Annotated in this window: 15 protein-coding genes; 9 read left to right on the forward strand and 6 right to left on the reverse strand. The window is 67.8% G+C overall.

Going from position 1 to position 17,776, the window contains the following annotated elements; genetic code table 11:
• Positions 1-72: 72 nt before the first annotated feature.
• From AQ619_RS00915 to AQ619_RS00925, 3 genes are all read right to left on the reverse strand, one after another.
• Positions 73-2,067, reverse strand: coding sequence for a TonB-dependent receptor (locus tag AQ619_RS00915; RefSeq protein ID WP_207205009.1), 1,995 nt, complete (start codon positions 2,065-2,067; stop codon positions 73-75).
• A gap of 506 nt (positions 2,068-2,573) precedes the next feature.
• Positions 2,574-3,047 (reverse strand): Spy/CpxP family protein refolding chaperone, encoded by a 474-nt coding sequence (locus tag AQ619_RS00920; RefSeq protein WP_062142957.1) that lies wholly within the window; start codon positions 3,045-3,047, stop codon positions 2,574-2,576.
• Positions 3,048-3,179: 132 nt separating this feature from the next.
• Positions 3,180-3,572: a hotdog family protein gene (locus tag AQ619_RS00925; RefSeq protein WP_062151112.1), complete on the reverse strand. Its 393-nt coding sequence runs from the start codon at positions 3,570-3,572 to the stop codon at positions 3,180-3,182.
• A 111-nt stretch (positions 3,573-3,683) separates the two neighbouring features.
• On the opposite strand from AQ619_RS00925, the gene AQ619_RS00930 reads away from it, so the two are divergent.
• A complete protein-coding gene (locus AQ619_RS00930) occupies positions 3,684-5,843 on the forward strand; it encodes a protein-disulfide reductase DsbD family protein (protein ID WP_062151116.1) in 2,160 nt (719 codons plus the stop codon).
• A 69-nt stretch (positions 5,844-5,912) separates the two neighbouring features.
• Positions 5,913-6,524, forward strand: a complete 612-nt coding sequence (locus AQ619_RS00935; RefSeq protein ID WP_062142960.1) for a redoxin domain-containing protein — start codon at positions 5,913-5,915, stop codon at positions 6,522-6,524.
• Positions 6,525-6,543: 19 nt separating this feature from the next.
• On the opposite strand, the gene AQ619_RS00940 is transcribed toward AQ619_RS00935, so the two are convergent.
• Positions 6,544-7,023, reverse strand: a complete 480-nt coding sequence (locus tag AQ619_RS00940; protein ID WP_062142963.1) for a hypothetical protein — start codon at positions 7,021-7,023, stop codon at positions 6,544-6,546.
• Between the two features lie 108 nt (positions 7,024-7,131).
• Here AQ619_RS00940 and pgi point away from each other — a divergent pair, with 108 nt between their 5' ends.
• From pgi to AQ619_RS00975, 7 genes are all read left to right on the forward strand, one after another.
• A complete protein-coding gene (gene pgi, locus AQ619_RS00945; RefSeq protein ID WP_062142966.1) occupies positions 7,132-8,751 on the forward strand; it encodes a glucose-6-phosphate isomerase in 1,620 nt (539 codons plus the stop codon).
• 264 nt (positions 8,752-9,015) lie between these two features.
• The gene (locus AQ619_RS00950; protein WP_062142969.1) at positions 9,016-9,270 is read left to right on the forward strand and encodes a hypothetical protein; all 255 of its coding nucleotides are present in this window, start codon (positions 9,016-9,018) and stop codon (positions 9,268-9,270) included.
• A gap of 443 nt (positions 9,271-9,713) precedes the next feature.
• Positions 9,714-11,201, forward strand: coding sequence for a histidine--tRNA ligase (gene hisS / locus AQ619_RS00955; RefSeq protein WP_062142971.1), 1,488 nt, complete (start codon positions 9,714-9,716; stop codon positions 11,199-11,201).
• A gap of 3 nt (positions 11,202-11,204) precedes the next feature.
• The gene (locus tag AQ619_RS00960; protein WP_062142974.1) at positions 11,205-12,344 is read left to right on the forward strand and encodes an ATP phosphoribosyltransferase regulatory subunit; all 1,140 of its coding nucleotides are present in this window, start codon (positions 11,205-11,207) and stop codon (positions 12,342-12,344) included.
• Positions 12,341-13,303, forward strand: coding sequence for an ATP phosphoribosyltransferase (gene hisG, locus AQ619_RS00965; RefSeq protein ID WP_062142977.1), 963 nt, complete (start codon positions 12,341-12,343; stop codon positions 13,301-13,303). The genes AQ619_RS00960 and hisG overlap by 4 nt, the downstream gene beginning before the upstream one ends.
• A gap of 453 nt (positions 13,304-13,756) precedes the next feature.
• On the forward strand, positions 13,757-14,197 hold the full coding sequence (locus tag AQ619_RS00970) for a hypothetical protein (RefSeq protein WP_236849510.1): 441 nt from the start codon (positions 13,757-13,759) through the stop codon (positions 14,195-14,197).
• The gene (locus AQ619_RS00975; protein ID WP_062142980.1) at positions 14,194-14,892 is read left to right on the forward strand and encodes an HTTM domain-containing protein; all 699 of its coding nucleotides are present in this window, start codon (positions 14,194-14,196) and stop codon (positions 14,890-14,892) included. The genes AQ619_RS00970 and AQ619_RS00975 overlap by 4 nt, the downstream gene beginning before the upstream one ends.
• Positions 14,893-15,041: 149 nt before the next feature.
• Here AQ619_RS00975 and AQ619_RS00980 read toward each other — a convergent pair whose 3' ends face one another.
• Both AQ619_RS00980 and AQ619_RS00985 read right to left on the reverse strand, forming a co-directional pair.
• A complete protein-coding gene (locus AQ619_RS00980; RefSeq protein WP_062142983.1) occupies positions 15,042-17,171 on the reverse strand; it encodes a M13 family metallopeptidase in 2,130 nt (709 codons plus the stop codon).
• A gap of 97 nt (positions 17,172-17,268) precedes the next feature.
• A complete protein-coding gene (locus AQ619_RS00985) occupies positions 17,269-17,760 on the reverse strand; it encodes a copper chaperone PCu(A)C (RefSeq protein WP_062142986.1) in 492 nt (163 codons plus the stop codon).
• Positions 17,761-17,776: the final 16 nt, after the last annotated feature.

Raw genomic sequence — 17,776 nt, forward strand, 5'->3', positions numbered from 1 at the left:
CAGTCTCCGAGCCTAACTGGACGTTAAGCCAGATGAGGCCACCGCGCCTTCAACCTTCGGCGAATGCGATGCTCAGAACCGCCCGCTGATGGTCAGGCGCGCATTCAGCGGCGCGCCGGTCGAGATGTTGGCATTGTTGTGAGCATCCGGGAAATAGGTCTCATCGAACAGGTTTTCGACATTCAGCTGGACCTGCACGCTCTCTGAAAGATTATAGAAGGCGGCGGCATCGACGCGGACGAAGCCGGGCAGTCGCGTGGTCGCATGACTGGTCCGGATCGCTGCAAACTGGTCGGACTGATGGGTGACGCCCAGACCGAGACCAAGCCGGTCGGTCAGGTTGAACCGGTTCCAAAGACTGAACTGCTGCTCGGGCACCTGGGCAAGCCGCACGAAGGCATTGCCTGCGAGCACGGCGTCCTGCCACACATAGCCGGCGCTGACCTGCCATCGGCTGTTGATATTCCCCGTCGCGGCGAGTTCCAGCCCTTTCGTCCGGGTCTCGCCCACATTGATGCTCAGCGCGGGGTTGTTCGGGTCGGGGGTCGTGGCGTTTGTCCGGTCAAGTTCGAACACGGCCGCCGTCAGGATCAGGTTCGACCGCACCTGCCATTTCAGACCGAGCTCCCTGTTGTTGAAACGCTCAGGCTCAAGGTTCTGTTGAATTGTCGAGAGGGTGAGAAACTGGTCGCCCGCGCGGGGCAAAAAGGAACGGCTGTAGCTGGCATAGAGTGACATGCCAGGCTTCGGCTTGAAGATCAGGCCAAGACGCGGCGACACCTTCTCGTCCGTGCGCGAAAACGGTCGGTCGACAGCGGGCTGAAGATCGACGCCGTCGATAACGAACCGGTCGAACCTCAGGCCGGCGACGATGTCGAACCGGTCTCCAAAACTGACCTGGTCCTGGACATAGGCCGATACGGTCTCGACGGTCGAAACCGTGTCGCGGGTCAGAGCGCCAAAGGTGACGGCCGGAAACACCGGATTGGCGAGGCTGAAGGTGGCGTTTGCCAGGACCCCGTTGCGGCGCTGATTTGCGGAGGTCTGATCGCCGTACTCAAGTCCAAACAGGATGCGGTGGTCCAGAGGCCCGGTGTTCGTATCCCAAAGCAGATTGCTCTGAACGAGAAGGTTCTCGCGGGTCGTCGGGTCGGTATAGGCCGCCAAGGGCACGCCCCCAGTCTGGCTCGTCGCCGGGCCATTGGGGTAGACGTTGGTATAGACCTTGTCGAAATCGCCGAAGAGAACGGTGGTCGAAACCGAAAGGCCCGGGGCAATTTCGCCGTCGATCCGGCCCTTTAGGATATGGGCTTCCAGGCTTGCCTGATTTACGCCGGGCACCCCGAAAAACTGGTCGCGGTACCCCTCGATCGGTCGGCCGTTCAGCGATGGCACACCCCGGTCGGTGACCCGCTCGTCATTGACATATTCGTAGGAGAGGCCGGCGCGCCAGCTGCCACCGAGATCCGCAGCCAGATAGGGGTTTACGGCAAACCTCTGGCCCTCAAAGGCGTCCCTGTGGTTGGCCATTTCCTCGTAAACGGCATTCAGTCGGAAGGCAGCCCTCTCGCCCAAGGGCGTATTGACGTCAGCCGAGATGTCAAAGGCCCCGAAGCTGTTGGTCGACAGCCGGCCACCGGCAAATGGAGCTGCCCCGTTGGGCGTTTTCTGGACCCGGTTGACGATGCCGCCCCCGCCGCCCCGGCCGAAGATCAGAGCATAGGGTCCCTTCAGCACCTCGACACGTTCGAGGTTGTAGAGGCCTCGGTAGTACTGGACGTCGTCGCGCACGCCATCGAGGAAGAAGTCGGCGGTCGTGTTCTGGCCGCGGAGCGTGATCTGGTCACGGTTGCCTTCGCCCTGGCCTATGGTCACGCCGGCGACGTAGCGCAGGACATCAGACAGGCTGTGGGCGGCCTGATCATCCAGCTGTTCTCGCGTGACCACATTGATGCTTTGCGGCACATCGATCAGCGCGGTGTCAGTCTTCGTGGCCGTCACGGAATTGACCGCGACATAGCCCCGTGTCTTGCCCGTCACGATGATGGTTCCCACCTCCGTGGCCATATCCCGTGCCATGGCGCCTGTCGGCAGGATTGCAGCCAGAGCGGCTGAGGCCACAAGAAAACGCATCGCGAGTAGATACCTGACCAAAGAAAGCGCGGGCCTTCTACTGCGACCGATTATCAATATCAATACAAACGCCTGCGTAATTTGTGGCCAGGTCAGGCATCGCAAGGACGAAGAGTAATCCGAGCGAATGGGTCAGGGTGACCCTTCGCAGGGCGCGCGCCTGACTTGATCACTGCGTAGAATTTCCGGTTCCCGGAGCGATTCCAGTGTCTGCTCATGGCGCAGCCCCGATCAGCGGCCAGCGGCCAGCGCCCACGGCGGGCGGGAATGTTGACCTCCAGGTCGTCAGGACGGGGTGGTTGCAGACCTTTCCGACAACGGCACAGCGGACACTGATCGCCGTTCAAGACAGCTTCGCGTTCCGAGCCTCGGCGGGCGAGCGGCTTTGAGCTGCGCCCAATCCATCCACGTCGTTGTTCGAGCGCAGACTGCGGGTTTGCCTAACGCCCTTTGTGACCTGCGGCCAGCCGCGCGCGCTGCTCCGGCGTCAGCACCTCGGCTGCATCGGCGAGCGCGCCGAACAGGTGCCTGGACAGTCCATCGATCTGACGCACCTGCTCGACACGCAAGCTTTCCAGCGCGGCCCGGTCGATCGTCGGCCGTAGCAGCAGGGCGTGGGTTCGCCTGTGCGTCTCCTGAAACTGCTCATGGAGAGCGCTGACATCCGCGTGGACAGTTCCTGCGAGTGCGTTCAGGCGGTCCCTTTGGTCTGGTGCGCCGTCGGGCAGCATCTTCTGAAGATGGCGGTCCATCGCCGCCGGATCGGTCGCCCGACGGTGTTCCGCCATCCCGTGCAGCCCGTGGCGGGTATGGCCCTCCTGGGCCAAACCTGCGCCGGCCAGGCAAGCCGTTGCGCCTGTCGCAGCCAGCAAACCCGCCAGCATCACGCGCCGTCCCAAAGTCCTGTCCATCATCAAAGCCTTTCGGTGGTGAACTGCCGAAGACAGTCCTCCGGCATGACCTGTATGGCGGCGCGCCTTTGCTGGCGGATGTGTGCAGGGTTAAGTTTTGTAAAGTCGGGCAGGGCCGTCGCGCCCAGAGTCCCCCTATCGCGCGAAAATGCTCCGGGTCAGGCACGAGAAGACCAGCCGGCCCGCCTCGTCGAGCAGGTCGTGCTGGGCGATGATCATGCCCTTGCCTTCGCCGACCGGGTCCTTGCCCATCACCGTCATCCGGCCGCGCAGCAGTTCGCCGACCGGCGGATTGCGCATCCAGCGCAGGGCGTCGACGCCCAGGCGCTTGGTCTGGGGCCAGGCGGCGCTGGACTCGGCGTCGAGGCGCGACCAGATGGCGAAGACCATCACATCGGGGGCCCCGTTCTCGACCGGCCAGCCAGGGGCGAAGGCGGCGATGAAGCCCTCCAGCGCCTTGGCCTCCACGGCCCGCGTGCCCAGGGAAACGACCTGGCCAATCTCGATATCGTCGAAGGCGGCGGGCATGGCTGAGGTCTCGTGATGAATCGTCATCGACTGTCCATGCTCGCTCGGCGCTTGTCGAGAGCGTGTGGGCGGGCCATGTGTCGCTGACGCGGTTTGGCTCGGGCAGGCTTCATGTTGATCCGGAAACTTCTTGTGGCGGTGCAGGCCGTGCTTCTGGCCGGCCTGATCGCCGGCTCGGGCGGCGGGGCGGCCCTGGCCGGGCCGGTCAATACCGGCCACATCGAAGCCGAACTCGTGGCCCAAGACGCCGCGGCCGTGCCCGGCGCGACGATCTATGTCGCCCTGCGCCAGAAGATCCAGCCCGGCTGGCACACCTATTGGCGCAATCCGGGCGATGCCGGTGCCGCCACCGAGATCGTCTGGACCCTGCCGGCCGGCTGGAGCGCCGGCGACATCGTCTGGGCCACGCCCGAACAGACCCGGGTCGGGCCGCTGCTCGACTATGCCTATAAGGGCGAGGTGCTGCTGCCGGTGCCGATCACCGTGCCGGCCTCGGCCAGGCCGGGCTCGACCGTCACCCTGAAGGCCGCGGCCAACTTTCTGGTCTGTGAGGAGATCTGCATCCCCGAGGATGCGGTCCTGACCCTTGACCTGCCGATCGTGGCCGGAGTGCCCGGTCCCGATCCGACATGGGGCGCGGTGGTGGCCAAGGCCCTGGCCGATGCGCCCAAGCCCGCCGGGCTAAAGGCCGTGTTCAAGCGCGACGGCACCGCTCTGACCCTGGCCGTGACAGGCGCGCCCCTGAAGGGGGCCGACCTGGCCGGGGCCTATTTCTTCCCCTATTCCGGCAAGGTCATCGACCATGCCGCCGCCCAGACCATCGAGCGCGGACCCGAGGGCCTGACCCTGGGCCTGACCCCGGGCTATGACTTTACCAGCGGAACGCCGCCGACCGAGCTGGCCGGGGTTCTGGCCCTCAAGGGTCAGGCCTATGAGATCACGGCGACGCCCGGCGAGCCGCCCGCCACGGCCGCCGGGCTCGGCCCGCCGCCGGCCGCTGCCGGCCCCCTGGACGTCAAGGCCCTGGCCACGGCCCTGGTCTTTGCCTTCCTGGGCGGACTGATCCTCAACCTGATGCCTTGCGTCTTCCCGGTGCTGTCGATGAAGGCCGCCAGCCTGGCCGGCCATGCCCATGATCCGGGCAAGACCCGCCTGCAGGGCCTGGCCTTCCTGGTCGGGGTGGTCGCCACCTTCCTGGCCCTGGCCGGACTGCTGATCGCGGTGCGGGCGGGCGGCGCGGCCGTCGGCTGGGGCTTCCAGCTGCAGTCGCCGGTCGTGGTGGCGAGCCTAGCCCTGGTCATGCTGCTGGTGGCCCTGAACATGTCAGGGGTCTTCGAGTTCGGCACCTCCGTCCAGGGCGTCGGCGGCAGCATCTCGGCGCGCGGCGGCGTCACCGGTGCCTTCTTCACCGGAGCCCTGGCCGTCGTGGTCGCGGCCCCGTGCACGGCACCGTTCATGGCCGGGGCTCTGGGCTTTGCCCTGACCCAGCCGCCCCTGGTCTCGCTGTCGGTCTTCCTGGCGCTCGCCCTGGGCTTTGCGGCCCCGTTCGTGATCCTGGCCTTCGCCCCGGCCCTGCTGGCCCGCCTGCCGCGTCCCGGCGTCTGGATGGACACCCTGAAGAAGGGCCTGGCCTTCCCGATGTATGGCACGGCCGCCTGGCTGGTCTGGGTGTTCAGCCAGCAGGCCGGATCGCTCGCCCTCGGCCAGGTCTTCGCCGCCGCCGTGCTGGTCGGGTTCGGGGCCTGGCTGTGGGGCCATGCCCAGACCCGGCGCGCCGTGGGCAAGCCCAGCCGGGTTTCGCTGGTTCTGGCGATCCTGGCCCTGGCGGGGGCGATCGCCCTGACGGCCCTGACCGTTCAGGCCGCGCCGCCGGTCACGACCCAGGCCGCCACCGGGGCCTCGCCGGCGCCCAGCGGCCCCGGTCTGACCGCCGAGCCCTGGTCCCCGGAGCGGGTCGCCGCCCTGCAGGCCGAGGGGCGGCCGATCCTGGTCGACTTCACCGCCGCCTGGTGCGTGACCTGCCAGGTCAATGAGAAGGTCGCCCTGTCCGGGGCCGCCGTCGCCCAGGCGTTCCGGGACCGGAATGCCGTCCTGCTCAAGGCCGACTGGACCAATCGCGACGCCACCATCGCCGCCGCCCTGGCCGAGCATGGCCGGGCCGGGGTGCCGCTCTATCTGGTCTATCCGGCCAAGGGCGGCCCGCCGGTGATCCTGCCGCAACTGCTGACCGAGGGCCTGGTCATCGAGGCGATCGAAAAGGCCGCCGGCTAGTTCCAGAGACCGCTGAACCATGGCAGTCTGGCCGGGCGAGGGGGAACTCTGTCTTTTCTGGAGCTCGCTATGTCCAAGATTACCCGCCGTCTCGTGGCTGCCGGTCTGCCGCTGGCGGCCCTGAGCCTGCCCGGTCTGGCCCACGCCCGGCCCGCGCCGGCCTTCACCGCTGTCGATCTCGACGGCAAGACCCGCTCCCTGGCCGAGTTCCGGGGCAAGACCGTGGTCCTCGAATGGGTCAATGAGGGCTGCCCCTATGTGAAGAAGCACTATTCCGGCAACATGCAGGGCCTGCAGCAGGCCGCCACGGCCGACGGTGTGGTCTGGCTGAGCATCGTCTCGTCCGCGCCCGGCAAGCAGGGCCACTTCGCGGACGGCAAGGCCGCCCGCACCTGGATGACCGCCAGGGGCGCGAAGCCGACCACCCTGCTGCTGGATCCGGACGGCGTGGTGGCAACGGCCTATAAGGCCAAGACCACGCCGCACATGTTCGTCATCGATAAGGCCGGGACGGTGGTCTACGAGGGGGCCATTGACGATATCCCCAGCAACAAGGTCGAGGACCTGCCCCGGGCGAAGAACCTGGTGGCGGCGGCCCTCGCCGACGTGAAGGCCGGCCGCAAGGTGGCCACGCCCTATGTCCAGCCCTATGGCTGCGCGGTGAAGTACAAGGACGCCTAGGGAGACGCTTAGAGGCCGCTTAAGCCGCCGGTTGCGGCGGGGCGGTGATCACCTCGACATTGTCATTGAGCAGATAGACCATGTCGCGCAGGGCCAGGTCCTGCTCCTTGACGGTTCTGGCGGCGCTCATGGCCGCCAGCTTTTCCGGCAGGTCCTGGCTGATGCCGCGCAGGATGCATTTGAGGTCGTCGACCGCCCCGCGCGCCTTCAGGGTGAGGTGGCCCTTCATGTCGAGGGCCGACAGTTCGGCGATCCCGGTGCCGAAGGCCTCGGCGCCGGGCAGGGCCACGGCCGGGGCGGCGGGGTCGGCGGCAAGCGACTTGCGATAGGCCTCGGCCTGGGCTCTCAGCCCGCTGGCCCGGCGCACGATGTCGGCAAACAGCGGCTCGCCGGCCACCGAGGCGGGGGCGCTGAGGGCCGGTACGGCGTTCGGCGCGGCGGTCGGGCCGGTCGAGGCCAGCCACAACAGGGCGGAAAAGGCGATGGCGTCGCAGGACATGGGACTCTCCCCGCGAAAAACGTCATTGGTCTGCATGACGCCGCGGCAGGGGTTTGATAAGTCCGCCCCGGTAAACGCCGATTTACCAAACCCGCAAGGAACTGACCCATGGCCGATCTCGACGCCGCCTGGACCCGCCTGGAAGCCGCCGCCCGGGCCGCCGGTGACAAGCGCATTGTCGAGATGTTCGACGCCGAGCCCGACCGCCTGGCCAATCTGACGCTCGACGTCGCCGGTCTGCATATAGACCTGTCGAAACAGGCCTGGGACGAGGCCGGTCTGGAAGCGGCCCTCGACCTGGCCCATGCCGCCGATGTCGAGGGGGCCCGGGCCCGGATGTTGGCCGGGGAGGCGATCAACAGCTCCGAAAGCCGGGCCGTCCTGCACACCGCCCTGCGCGCCGCCGCTGATGCCGACATCAAGGCCCAGGGTGTGGCGGTCATGGCCGAGGTCGAGACCGTCCGTCAACGGATGAAGACCTTTGCCGAAGCCGTTCGCTCCGGCGCGATCCGGGGCGCCACCGGCAAACCGTTCAAGGCCATCCTGCATATCGGCATTGGCGGCAGCGACCTGGGCCCCCGCCTGCTGTGGGACGCCCTGCGCCCGGTGAAGCCGCAAATCGACCTGCGTTTCGTGGCCAATGTCGACGGGGCCGAGTTCCTGCTGACCACGGCCGATCTCGACCCGACCGAGACCCTGGTCATCATCGTCTCCAAGACCTTCACCACCCAGGAGACCCTGGCCAATGCCGGGGCCGCGCGGGCCTGGCTGGCTGAGGCCCTCGGCGAGGAGGCGGCCGGCCAGCACCTGGCCTCCATCTCCACCGCCCTCGACAAGACCGCCGCCTTCGGCATCAGCGACGAGCGGGTGTTCGGCTTCTGGGACTGGGTCGGCGGCCGCTATTCCCTGTGGTCCTCGGTCAGCCTGTCGGTGGCCGTGGCCTGTGGCTGGGAGGTCTTTGAAGGCTTCCTGGCCGGTGCCGCCGAGATGGACGCCCACTTCGCCGGCGCCCCCCTGGAGCGCAATGCCCCGGTCCTGCTGGCCCTGGCCCAGATCTTCAACCGCAACGGCCTCGACCGCCGGGCCCGCTCGGTTGTTCCGTATTCGCACCGCCTGCGCCGCCTGGCCGCCTTCCTCCAGCAGCTGGAGATGGAGAGCAACGGCAAGTCGGTCGGCCCCGACGGCCAGCCGGCCCGGCGCGGCACGGCCACCGTCGTGTTCGGTGACGAGGGCACCAATGTCCAGCACGCCTATTTCCAGTGCATGCACCAGGGCACCGACATCACGCCGATGGAGCTGATCGGCCTGGCCAGGTCCGATGAAGGCCCGGCCGGCCAGCACGAAAAGCTGCTGTCCAACCTGCTGGCCCAGGCCGAGGCCTTCATGGTCGGCCGCAGCACAGACGACGTCCGCGCCGAGCTGGTCGCCAAGGGTGTTCCGGAGGCGGAAATCGCCACCCTGGCCCCGCAGCGCACCTTCGCCGGCAATCGTCCGTCCACCCTGCTGCTGCTCGAGCGCCTGACGCCCCGGACCTTCGGCGCCCTGATCGCCCTCTATGAGCACAAGACCTTCGTTGAGGGCGTGATCTGGGGCATCAACAGCTTCGACCAGTGGGGCGTCGAGCTGGGCAAGGTCATGGCTGGCCGCATCCTGCCAGAGCTGGAAAGCGGCGCCGTGGGTCGCCACGACCCGTCGACGGAGGCGCTGATCGAGCGGCTGAAGGTCTAGTCACTGGCCCCCTACGGGCTGCTTCGCAGCCGTCTTCCCCCGGAGGGGGAAGATGAGTTCGGGCCCACCATCTTCCCCCTCCGGGGGAAGACGATCGCGCAGCGATCCGTAGGGGGCAAGTTCGCGGGGTCAGTGCTCCCGCACCCACCACCCAAGACCGATTGACTCCGGCGCGCCGCGGAGGGAGAACAAAGCAAGAACCAAGGAGCCCTCCATGCCCACCCAACGCCCCCGCCGGCGCGTGCGAACCCGCGTGTGCCCGTTATGAGCCCGCGCAACAGCCGCGCCGGGATCGCCGACCCGGAACGCTTCTTCGACGGCCTGCGCCCGGCCCGCCAGGCCTGTATCGACCAGTTGCGCAACCTGCCGCCCACCGGGCCGCACTATGCGATGATGCGGGTGATCATCGCCGCCCTCGACGTCGCCGCCGAGTTCTTCACCCACCGCCGCGACTTCTTCCTCAGCGCCAGCCCGGACATGCTGGGCAGCCGGGCGGGGCGGGGGGAAGCACCGGAATAAACCCTTCTCCCCTTGCGGGAGAAGGTGGCGGCGAAGCCGACGGATGAGGGGTTGAAAGTCCGACCGGAAAGACCCGCGCGACCCCTCACCCGACCCCGGACCTCGCCGGGGCCACCCTCTCCCGCAAGGGGAGAGGGGATGTGACCGCCCCCGATCGCCCCAGGTCGGAGCCTGCCTTACAGCTCTTTCAGGCTGTGCTGGCCAAGCTTCGGCAGGCTTGCCATCCGCCACCCCTTCCCCCCCGCCGCCCTATCCGCTATAGCCCGCCCGCAATGACCCGCACGCCGCACCATCACGGCCGCCACCACCATCCGACCTCGCCTCGCGGGATCGGCCGGGTCCGCTCGCTCTAGAAGCAAGCCCCCTGCCTGAGCCCCGCCTAGCGGATGGGGCTTTGCTGCAAGCGCCATCCGTCGAAGCCTTTGAGTATCCAAGGACCGACGATGACTGATCCCGTAAAGACCGACGAAGCCCAGACCTTCCGCCCCGAAGCCCGCGCCCCGCGCGGCTTTGCCGACAAGCGGGCCCGCGACCTGCGGGCCGAGCGGGCCATTCTGGAGGCGGTGTCCAAGGTCTATGAGCGGCACGGCTTCGAGGCCCTGGACACCGGGGCCTTTGAATATGCCGACGCGCTGGGCAAGTTCCTGCCCGACAGTGACCGTCCCAATGAGGGCGTCTTTGCCCTGCAGGACGATGACGACCAGTGGATGGCCCTGCGCTACGACCTGACCGCGCCCCTGGCCCGGTTCGCGGCCCAGACCTGGGAGACCCTGCCCAAGCCGTTCCGCCGCTATGCCTATGGGCCGGTGTGGCGCAACGAGAAGCCCGGCCCCGGCCGCTTCCGCGAATTCATCCAGTGCGACGCCGATACCGTGGGCTCGGCCCGGCCGGAGGCCGATGCCGAGATCATCGCCATGGCCGTGGCCGGACTGGAAGCCGCCGGCCTGCCGCGCGGCTCGGCCGTGCTGCGGATCAACAATCGCAAGCTGCTCAACGGCCTTCTGACCTCGGCCGGGGTCGAGACCGGCGGCCAGAAGCTGGCCGTGCTGCGCGCTGTCGACAAGCTGGACCGGCTGGGCGTCGAGGGCGTGCGCCTGCTGCTGGGCGAGGGCCGACTGGATGAGAGCGGCGCCTTCACCAAGGGCGCGGGCCTGGTCGGCAAGGCCATCGATGCGGTGCTCGACTTCGTCCAGGCCGGCTCCGGCGGACGCAGCGAGACCCTGAGCAAGATCGCCAATGTCATCGGCGGCTCGGCCGAGGGCGACGAGGGCCTGAACGAGCTGGCCCTGATCGATGCGGCCCTGAAGAGCCTGGGCGTCGCGGACGACCAGGCGATGTTCGAGCCGTCGATCGTCCGGGGGCTGGAATACTATACCGGCGCGGTGTTCGAGGCCGAGCTGCTGCTGTCGACCACCGACGAGAAGGGCAACAAGGTCTCGTTCGGCTCGATCGGCGGCGGCGGACGCTATGACGACCTGATCGCCCGCTTCACCGGCCAGCCCGTGCCGGCCACGGGCTTTTCGTTCGGCGTCTCGCGTCTGGCCTCAGCCCTGCGGGCGGCGGGTCGCGAGCCCGGCGGCACGGCGCGCGGGCCGGTGGTGATCATCAATTTTGACCAGGCCCATATGGGCGAGTACTTCGCGGTCGCCGCCGACCTGCGCAATGCCGGCATACCGGCCGAGGTCTATCTGGGCACCTCCGGCATGCGGCCGCAGATGAAATATGCCGACCGCCGGATGTCGCCGGCCGCCATCATGCTGGGCGGCGACGAGATCGCGGCCGGCACGGTGACGATCAAGGACCTGGACCTGGGCCGGGAACTGGCCTCGGGCGTGGCCGACAATGCCGCCTGGAAGGCCGAGCGTCCGGGCCAGCAGACCCTGCCGCGCGGCGAGCTGGTCGCCGCCGTCCGCAAGATCCTGGAGGGCTAGGCCATGAGGCTTGAACCCTCCCTTCCGGCCGAAGTCCTGGCCGCCATCCGTGCGCCCTTTGCCGGGGCCGGCGCGGTCCTGACCGACGCCCCGGTGCTGCAGCCCCTGGGCCTGCTGCTCGACCTGGCCGGCGAGGCCATGCGCGCGCGGCTGTTTGTGGTGTCCGGCGACGGCGGCGAGGAGGCCTGTCTGCGGCCCGACTTCACCGTGGCCATTGCCCGCGAGCACCTGGCCTCCGATCGGGCCTCGGGCCGCTATCTCTATGAGGGCAAGGCCTTCCGGGTGGCCCCGCGCGGCAGCGACCGGGCCGAGGAGTTCCTGCAGATCGGGGTCGAGGCCTTCGAGGCCGGAGATCCGGTGGCCGCCGATGCCGAGATTGCCGCCCTGGCCTGGGCCGCCGCCGCTGCCGGTGGCCGGGCGGACCTGACCCTGGTGCTGGGCGATGTCGGCCTGTTCGCGGCCTTTGTGGACACACTCGATCTGGCCGCGCCCCTGGCGGCTCGCCTGAAGCGGGCCTTTACCCGGCCGCGCCAGCTGAAGCTGGAACTGGAGGGCGGCGCGGCCGCCGGACCGGCGGGAAGCGACGACCAGGGCCGGATCGCCGCCCTGCTGGCCGGCCTGCCCGAGGGCGAGGCCGCCGCCGTGCTGCAGGAACTGTGGTCCCTGGCTGGGATCGAGCCGGTCGGCGGCCGCAAGCCGGCCGAGATCGCCCACCGTCTGGTCGAGCGGGCCGAGGCGGCGCGGGCCGGTCGTCTGTCTACTGAGCAGATTGAGGTCGTGCGGGCCTTCCTGGCGGTCAGTGATCGTCCGGATGTGGCCCTGGAGGCCATTGCCGCCCTGGCGGGGCCCCGGCGCGGCGCGCTCGAGCTCGCCCTGGCGGGCTGGCGGGCACGTCTGGCCGGCCTGATCGCCCGGGGTGTGCCCGAGGATCGCCTGGTCCTGACCGCCGCCTTCGGCCGGGCCTTCGGCTATTATGACGGCTATCTGTTCGAGGTGCGCAGCGCCGCCCTCGGCGACGAGCGTCCGGTGGCGGCCGGTGGTCGCTATGACGGCCTGCCGGCCCGGCTGGGCGCGGCCAGAACCACAGGCGCGGTGGGCTGCATGGTCCGTCCGGCCCGAGCCTATGCGGGAGGCGGCGAATGACGGCTCAGATGATCTTCGCCATCCCCTCCAAGGGGCGCCTGAAAGAACAGGTCGAGGCCTGGCTTTCCGAATGCGGCTTCAAGCTGGAAATGACCGGCGGTTCGCGCGGCTATTCGGCCGAGCTTTCGGGCCTGCCGGGCGTCTCGGTGCGCCTGCTGTCGGCCGGTGACATCGCCGCCGGCCTCGATGCGGGCGAGCTGCACCTTGGGGTCACCGGCGAGGACCTGCTGCGCGAGCGCGGCGACGACATGGACAGCCGGGTGATGTTGCTGCGGGCCCTGGGCTTTGGCCGCGCCGACCTTGTGGTTACGGCTCCCAAGAGCTGGCTCGATGTCGACACCATGGCCGATATCGATGCGGTCGGACACGCCCATTTGGCCCGCACAGGCCGCCGCCTGCGGGTGGCGACCAAATATGTCACCCAGACCCGGGCCTTCTTCGCCCGCCACGGGGTGGCCGACTATCGCATCGTCGAGAGCAGCGGCGCCACCGAGGGGGCCCCGGCCGCCGGGGCGGCAGAGCTGGTCGTCGACATCACCACCACCGGGGCGACCCTGGCGGCCAATGGCCTGAAGATCCTGGCCGACGGGGTGATCCTGAAAAGCCAGGCCCAGCTGACCGCCTCGCTGATCGCCGACTGGTCGCCTGTCCAGCTGGCCTCGCTGCAGAGGCTGCTGGCGGTGGTCGAGGCCAAGGGCCGGGCCCGCACCCTGGCTACCCTGGTCTGGCCCGCCGAGCAGGACGGGGTCGCCCAGACCGCCGTCGCCGGCTTCGTCGCCCGGGGCGGCTCTCGCCGCGCCAATGGCGCCCTGCTGGCCACGGCCGACCTGTTCGACGCCGCCGCGGCCCTGGCCCAGGCCGGAGTCGAGCCGGTCACCGTCTCGCGTCCCGACTATGTGTTCGAGTCGCGGTCGCTGGTGCTGGACCAGCTCGCGGCTCGCCTGGCCGGTAATATTTGACTCTAATGTCAAAAATATTCTGAGAGAACAGTGATAAGTTTGACTGCCGCGTCCAAACTACAGCTTGGCCGTCAAAAAAACGTCCAGCCCGTTACAGAAATGGGTTTGGTTGCGTTGACACCACCCCATTTATGACGTTTCTACAGCCTGCAAGGAAGAACAGAGCCCATCAGAGAGCTCCCTTCCTTCGGCGTTTCGGGGAGGAAACGCCCGCCTAGATCGAATGATCGAGAAATAGCCAGCCCGTCGCGATTATCCCCCGCGGCGGGTTTGGTGTATCTGGGCCCTGCTTCAAAAATTTGACGCGCAAGTCAAAATGTCGTCGGCTCCTGGCCACGGATCTGGCCGCGACTCTTCAGTGCCTTGCGGTCCTGGCCCCCGGGCGGAGATGATCGATGCGCAGCCGAACCGGCCGCCCGTCGATTCGCCCGCATCCGATCCGGAGGGAGCCTGTTGAACCCCTTGGCCCTGCTGATGCCGGCCCTGATCCCGTCCTGGAACTTCTTTGACGTGATCGCGCCCTCGCCGCGCATCGAATATGCCCTGAGGCCTTCGTCCGCCGTGCCGGAAGACGGCTGGCGCGAGTTCCGGCCCCGGCCAGAGCGCCTGACCGTCGCCGAACGGCTGCGGCGGCTGGTCTGGAATCCGCGCTGGAACGAGACCCTGTTCCTGGTCAGCTGCGCTGAGCGGCTGATCCAGGCTCCGACCGACCACAGCCAGGATGAGATCTTCGCCCGCCTGGCCGCCGACCTGAGCGCCGAGGCAGGCCTTACCGGCAATGAGCCCTGGCTGAGCTTCCGCCTGGTCTTTGTCAGCCGCGAGGGCCAGGAGTTGCAGCGCGAGGTTCTGTTTCAGTCCGCGCCGCGCCGCCTGGCTGGGGGCTTGGTCCCATGAGCCTGGACAGCGCCGCCCGCCTGACCGAGGCCCTTCTCGCCCTCGCCCTGATCCAGCAGAGCCTGGAACATCTGGCCGGGCCCCGCCGCGACCGCCCGCTGTTCTGGGGCCGGATCACTTTATGCGGCCTGGTGATCATCGGGGCCGGGGCGGCCTGGCCGGTGGTCGGCCTGATCGGACTGCTGGGTCTGGCCATCGTCTCCCTGCCGATTCTCGACCGCTTCCAGGGCCCCTATAATGGCGGCAGTGACCGGATGGGGCTGCTGGCCCTGTGGTGCCTGGTCCTCTCGCGGGTCATGCCGGGTCAGGCCCTGCAGGAACTGGTCTTTGCCTATCTGGGCCTGCAGCTGATGCTGTCCTATTTCATCTCGGGCTGGGTCAAGGTGGTCAATCCGGACTGGCGCAACGGCCGGGCCCTGGCCGATGTGTTCCGGTTCTCGGCCTATCCGGTCAGCGAGGACCTGCGCCGCTGGGCCGGCCGACCACAGCTGCTGCAGGTCATGGCCTGGGGTGTGATGCTGTTCGAGCTGACCTTTCCCCTGACGTTGCTGTCGCGGGAAAGCCTGATCGTCGGACTGGTCGTGGCCGCGACCTTCCACCTAGCCAATGCCTGGCTGTTTGGCCTCAACCGCTTCTTCTGGACCTGGCTGGCGGTCTATCCGGCCATCCTGTGGCTGCAGGATCGGCTGTTCTAGAGCGGTATTCGGAAGGTGTGTGGCGGCTGCCGGACCGGGCAAGGCTTGGCTCCATGAAGGGCCGGTTGCGATGCTGGTCCTAGGGGGCAGCCACGAAAACGGGCCGGTGCTTGCGCACCGGCCCTCGATCGTCTGACGGTTCGTGGAGACTACCAGATCTTCACGCGCTCTTCCGGCGCGACATAGAGCTTGTCGCCCGGCTTGATGTCGTAGGCCTTGTACCAGCCGACCATGTTACGAATGGTGCCGTTGACGCGGTAGTAGCCCGGCGAGTGGGGACCGGCGATGATCTGCTGCTTGAGGGCCTCGTCCCGCTGCTTGCCCCGCCACACCTGGGCCCAGCCGAGATAGACGCGCTGGTCACCGGTGAAGCCGTCGAGGATCGGGGCCGGCTGGCCCTTCAGCGAGGCATGGTAGGCGTCGAGGCCGAAGGCCAGGCCGCCCATGTCGCCGATGTTCTCGCCCATGGTCAGGGCACCGTTCAGCTTCATGCCGGGCAGGGGCTCGAAGGCACCGTACTGCGCACCCAGACGGTCGGCCTGGGCCTTGAACTTGGCGGCGTCTTCCGCCGTCCACCAGTCGCGCAGCACGCCGTCGCCGTCGGACTTGCGGCCCTGGTCGTCAAAGCCGTGGCCGATTTCGTGGCCGATCACCCCGCCGATGCCGCCATAGTTGATGGCCGGGTCGGCGTCGGGGTGGAAGAACGGGGCCTGCAGGATGGCGGCCGGGAAGACGATCTCGTTATTGACCGAGTTGTAGTAGGCGTTGACCGTCTGCGGGGTCATGCCCCATTCGGTCTTGTCGACGGGCTTGAACAGCCGCTCGACGTCCTTGCGCCAGGCCCAGACGCCGACGCGCTGGGCGTTACCGAAGGCGTCGTCGTCCTTGATCTCGAGCTTGGAATAGTCTTCCCAGACGTCAGGATAGCCGATCTTGACCGTGAACTTGGCCAGCTTGTCCTGGGCCATGACCTTGGTCGGAGCGCTCATCCAGTCGAGGTTGTCGATCCGCACCTTCATCGACGCGCGGATATTGGCCACCAGGTCGAGCATCTTGGCCTTGGACTCGGGCGGGAAGTAGGCCGCGACATAGTCCTTGCCGACCGCTTCGCCCAGCATGCCGTTGACGGCCGAGACGCCGCGCTTCCAGCGGGGGCGCTGCTCGGGCTGACCCGACAGGGTCTTGGCCCTGAACTCGAAATTGGCGTCCACGAAACGCTTCGACAGCAGCGAGGCCGAGCCATCGGTGACCTTGAAGGCTTGCCAGGCCTTGAGGGTCTCAAGCGGGGTTTCCGAATAGATCTTGGCGTACTTCGGGAACGAGGTGTTGGTCGTGACGATGAACCGGTCGACCTTGGGCAGTTCCGAGGTCGCCAGATAGCGGTTCCAGTCATAGCCCGGGGTCAGGGCCTGAAGTTCGGCCAGGGTGGCCGGATTATAGGTCTTGTCCCGGTCGCGGCGCTCGGCACGGGTCCAGGTCGCCTCGGCCAGCAAGGTCTCGAAATCGACGACGGCCTTGGCGCTCTCAGCGGGCTTTTGCCAGCCCACCATGGTCAGCATCTTTTCGACATAGGCCAGATAGGCGGCCTTCTTGTCGGCGAACTTGGGGTCCAGATAATAGTCGCGATCCGGCAGCGAGGTTCCGCCCGTTCCGACATAGACCGCATAGGCCTTGGGGTTCTTGGCGTCGGTCTGGATGCCCGCCCCGATCAGGCTGGTAAAGGGCGTGGTGCTGCTCTTGCCCATCAGGGCGGTGAAGTCGGCCTTGGTCTTGACCGCCTTGATCTGGGCCAGCCAGGGCGCGAGCGGCTTGGCGTCCAGCGCCTCGATCTGGGCCTCGTTCATGAAGGCGCGATAGGCTGCGCCGACCTTGGCGGTGTCGCCGGTGGCGGCAGTATTGGCGGCCGCAGCCTCGATGATCGCCTTGGTGCGGGCTTCAGACAGTTCCGACAGCTTGTCGAAATTGCCATAGCGGGTGCGGTCCGACGGGATCTCCGTCCTGGCGTCCCAGGCGCCGTTGGCGAACTTGTAGAAGTCTTCGCCGGGCTTGACGCTGGTGTCCATGCCGGAGGTGTCGAAGCCCCAGGCACCATAGCGCGGCGACTCCAGCGAGGTCAGGTCGCCGGCCGCGCCGGCCGAGGCCGAGGCAAACAGGGCCTGGGTGGTGCAGGCGTCATCAAGGCACTGATGGTCATCGTGGGCTTGGACCTGGGCTTGGGCACCAAAGGCCGACAGCGACAGGGCGGCCACAGCGGCAGCAGCGAACCAGACTCGTTTCATGGATCTCGTATCCGTTGGTGTGAGTTGGCGGCAATCTGACTCGCTGTGGGCCTTTTTGCTCCCTTACAAATTTGTCATGTAGCCCGAAGGGACCCGATCAGTGATGGTGCGGCTCGGCGGCAGATCCTTGTCCGGCCTGGGGTGCCGCGCTCTGGGCGGTCAGTTCGACCGCAGCGCGCCGGCCATTGTCGAACACCAGGGTCAGGGGCACCTTTTGCCCCTGGACCAGGGGCTGCTTCAGCCCCAGCAGCATCAGGTGATAGCCGCCGGGCGCAAAGGCGACGGAGCCCCCGGCCGGGATGACCACGCCGTCGTCCTGGCGGCGCATGCTCATGACGCCATTGGCCATGGCCGACTGATGGATCTCGACCTTGCCGGCCACCGGGCTTTCGGCGCTGAGCAGCCGCACCGGTCGCGGACCGGCATTGGCGAAGGTCATGAACCCGACCCCGTTCATGTTGATCAGGGCCGGTCGGGTCCAGGGCGACTTGATGGTCAGGGCCCCGACCTTGTAGTCGCCGGCCAGGGCCGGTGTCGCCAGGGCGAGGGTGAGGGCGGCCGCGAGGCCCAGGAAGCGTGCGCTCGGCATGGAAGATCTCCTTGGG

The organism is Caulobacter henricii (assembly GCF_001414055.1).
Classification (GTDB): Bacteria; Pseudomonadota; Alphaproteobacteria; order Caulobacterales; family Caulobacteraceae; genus Caulobacter; species Caulobacter henricii.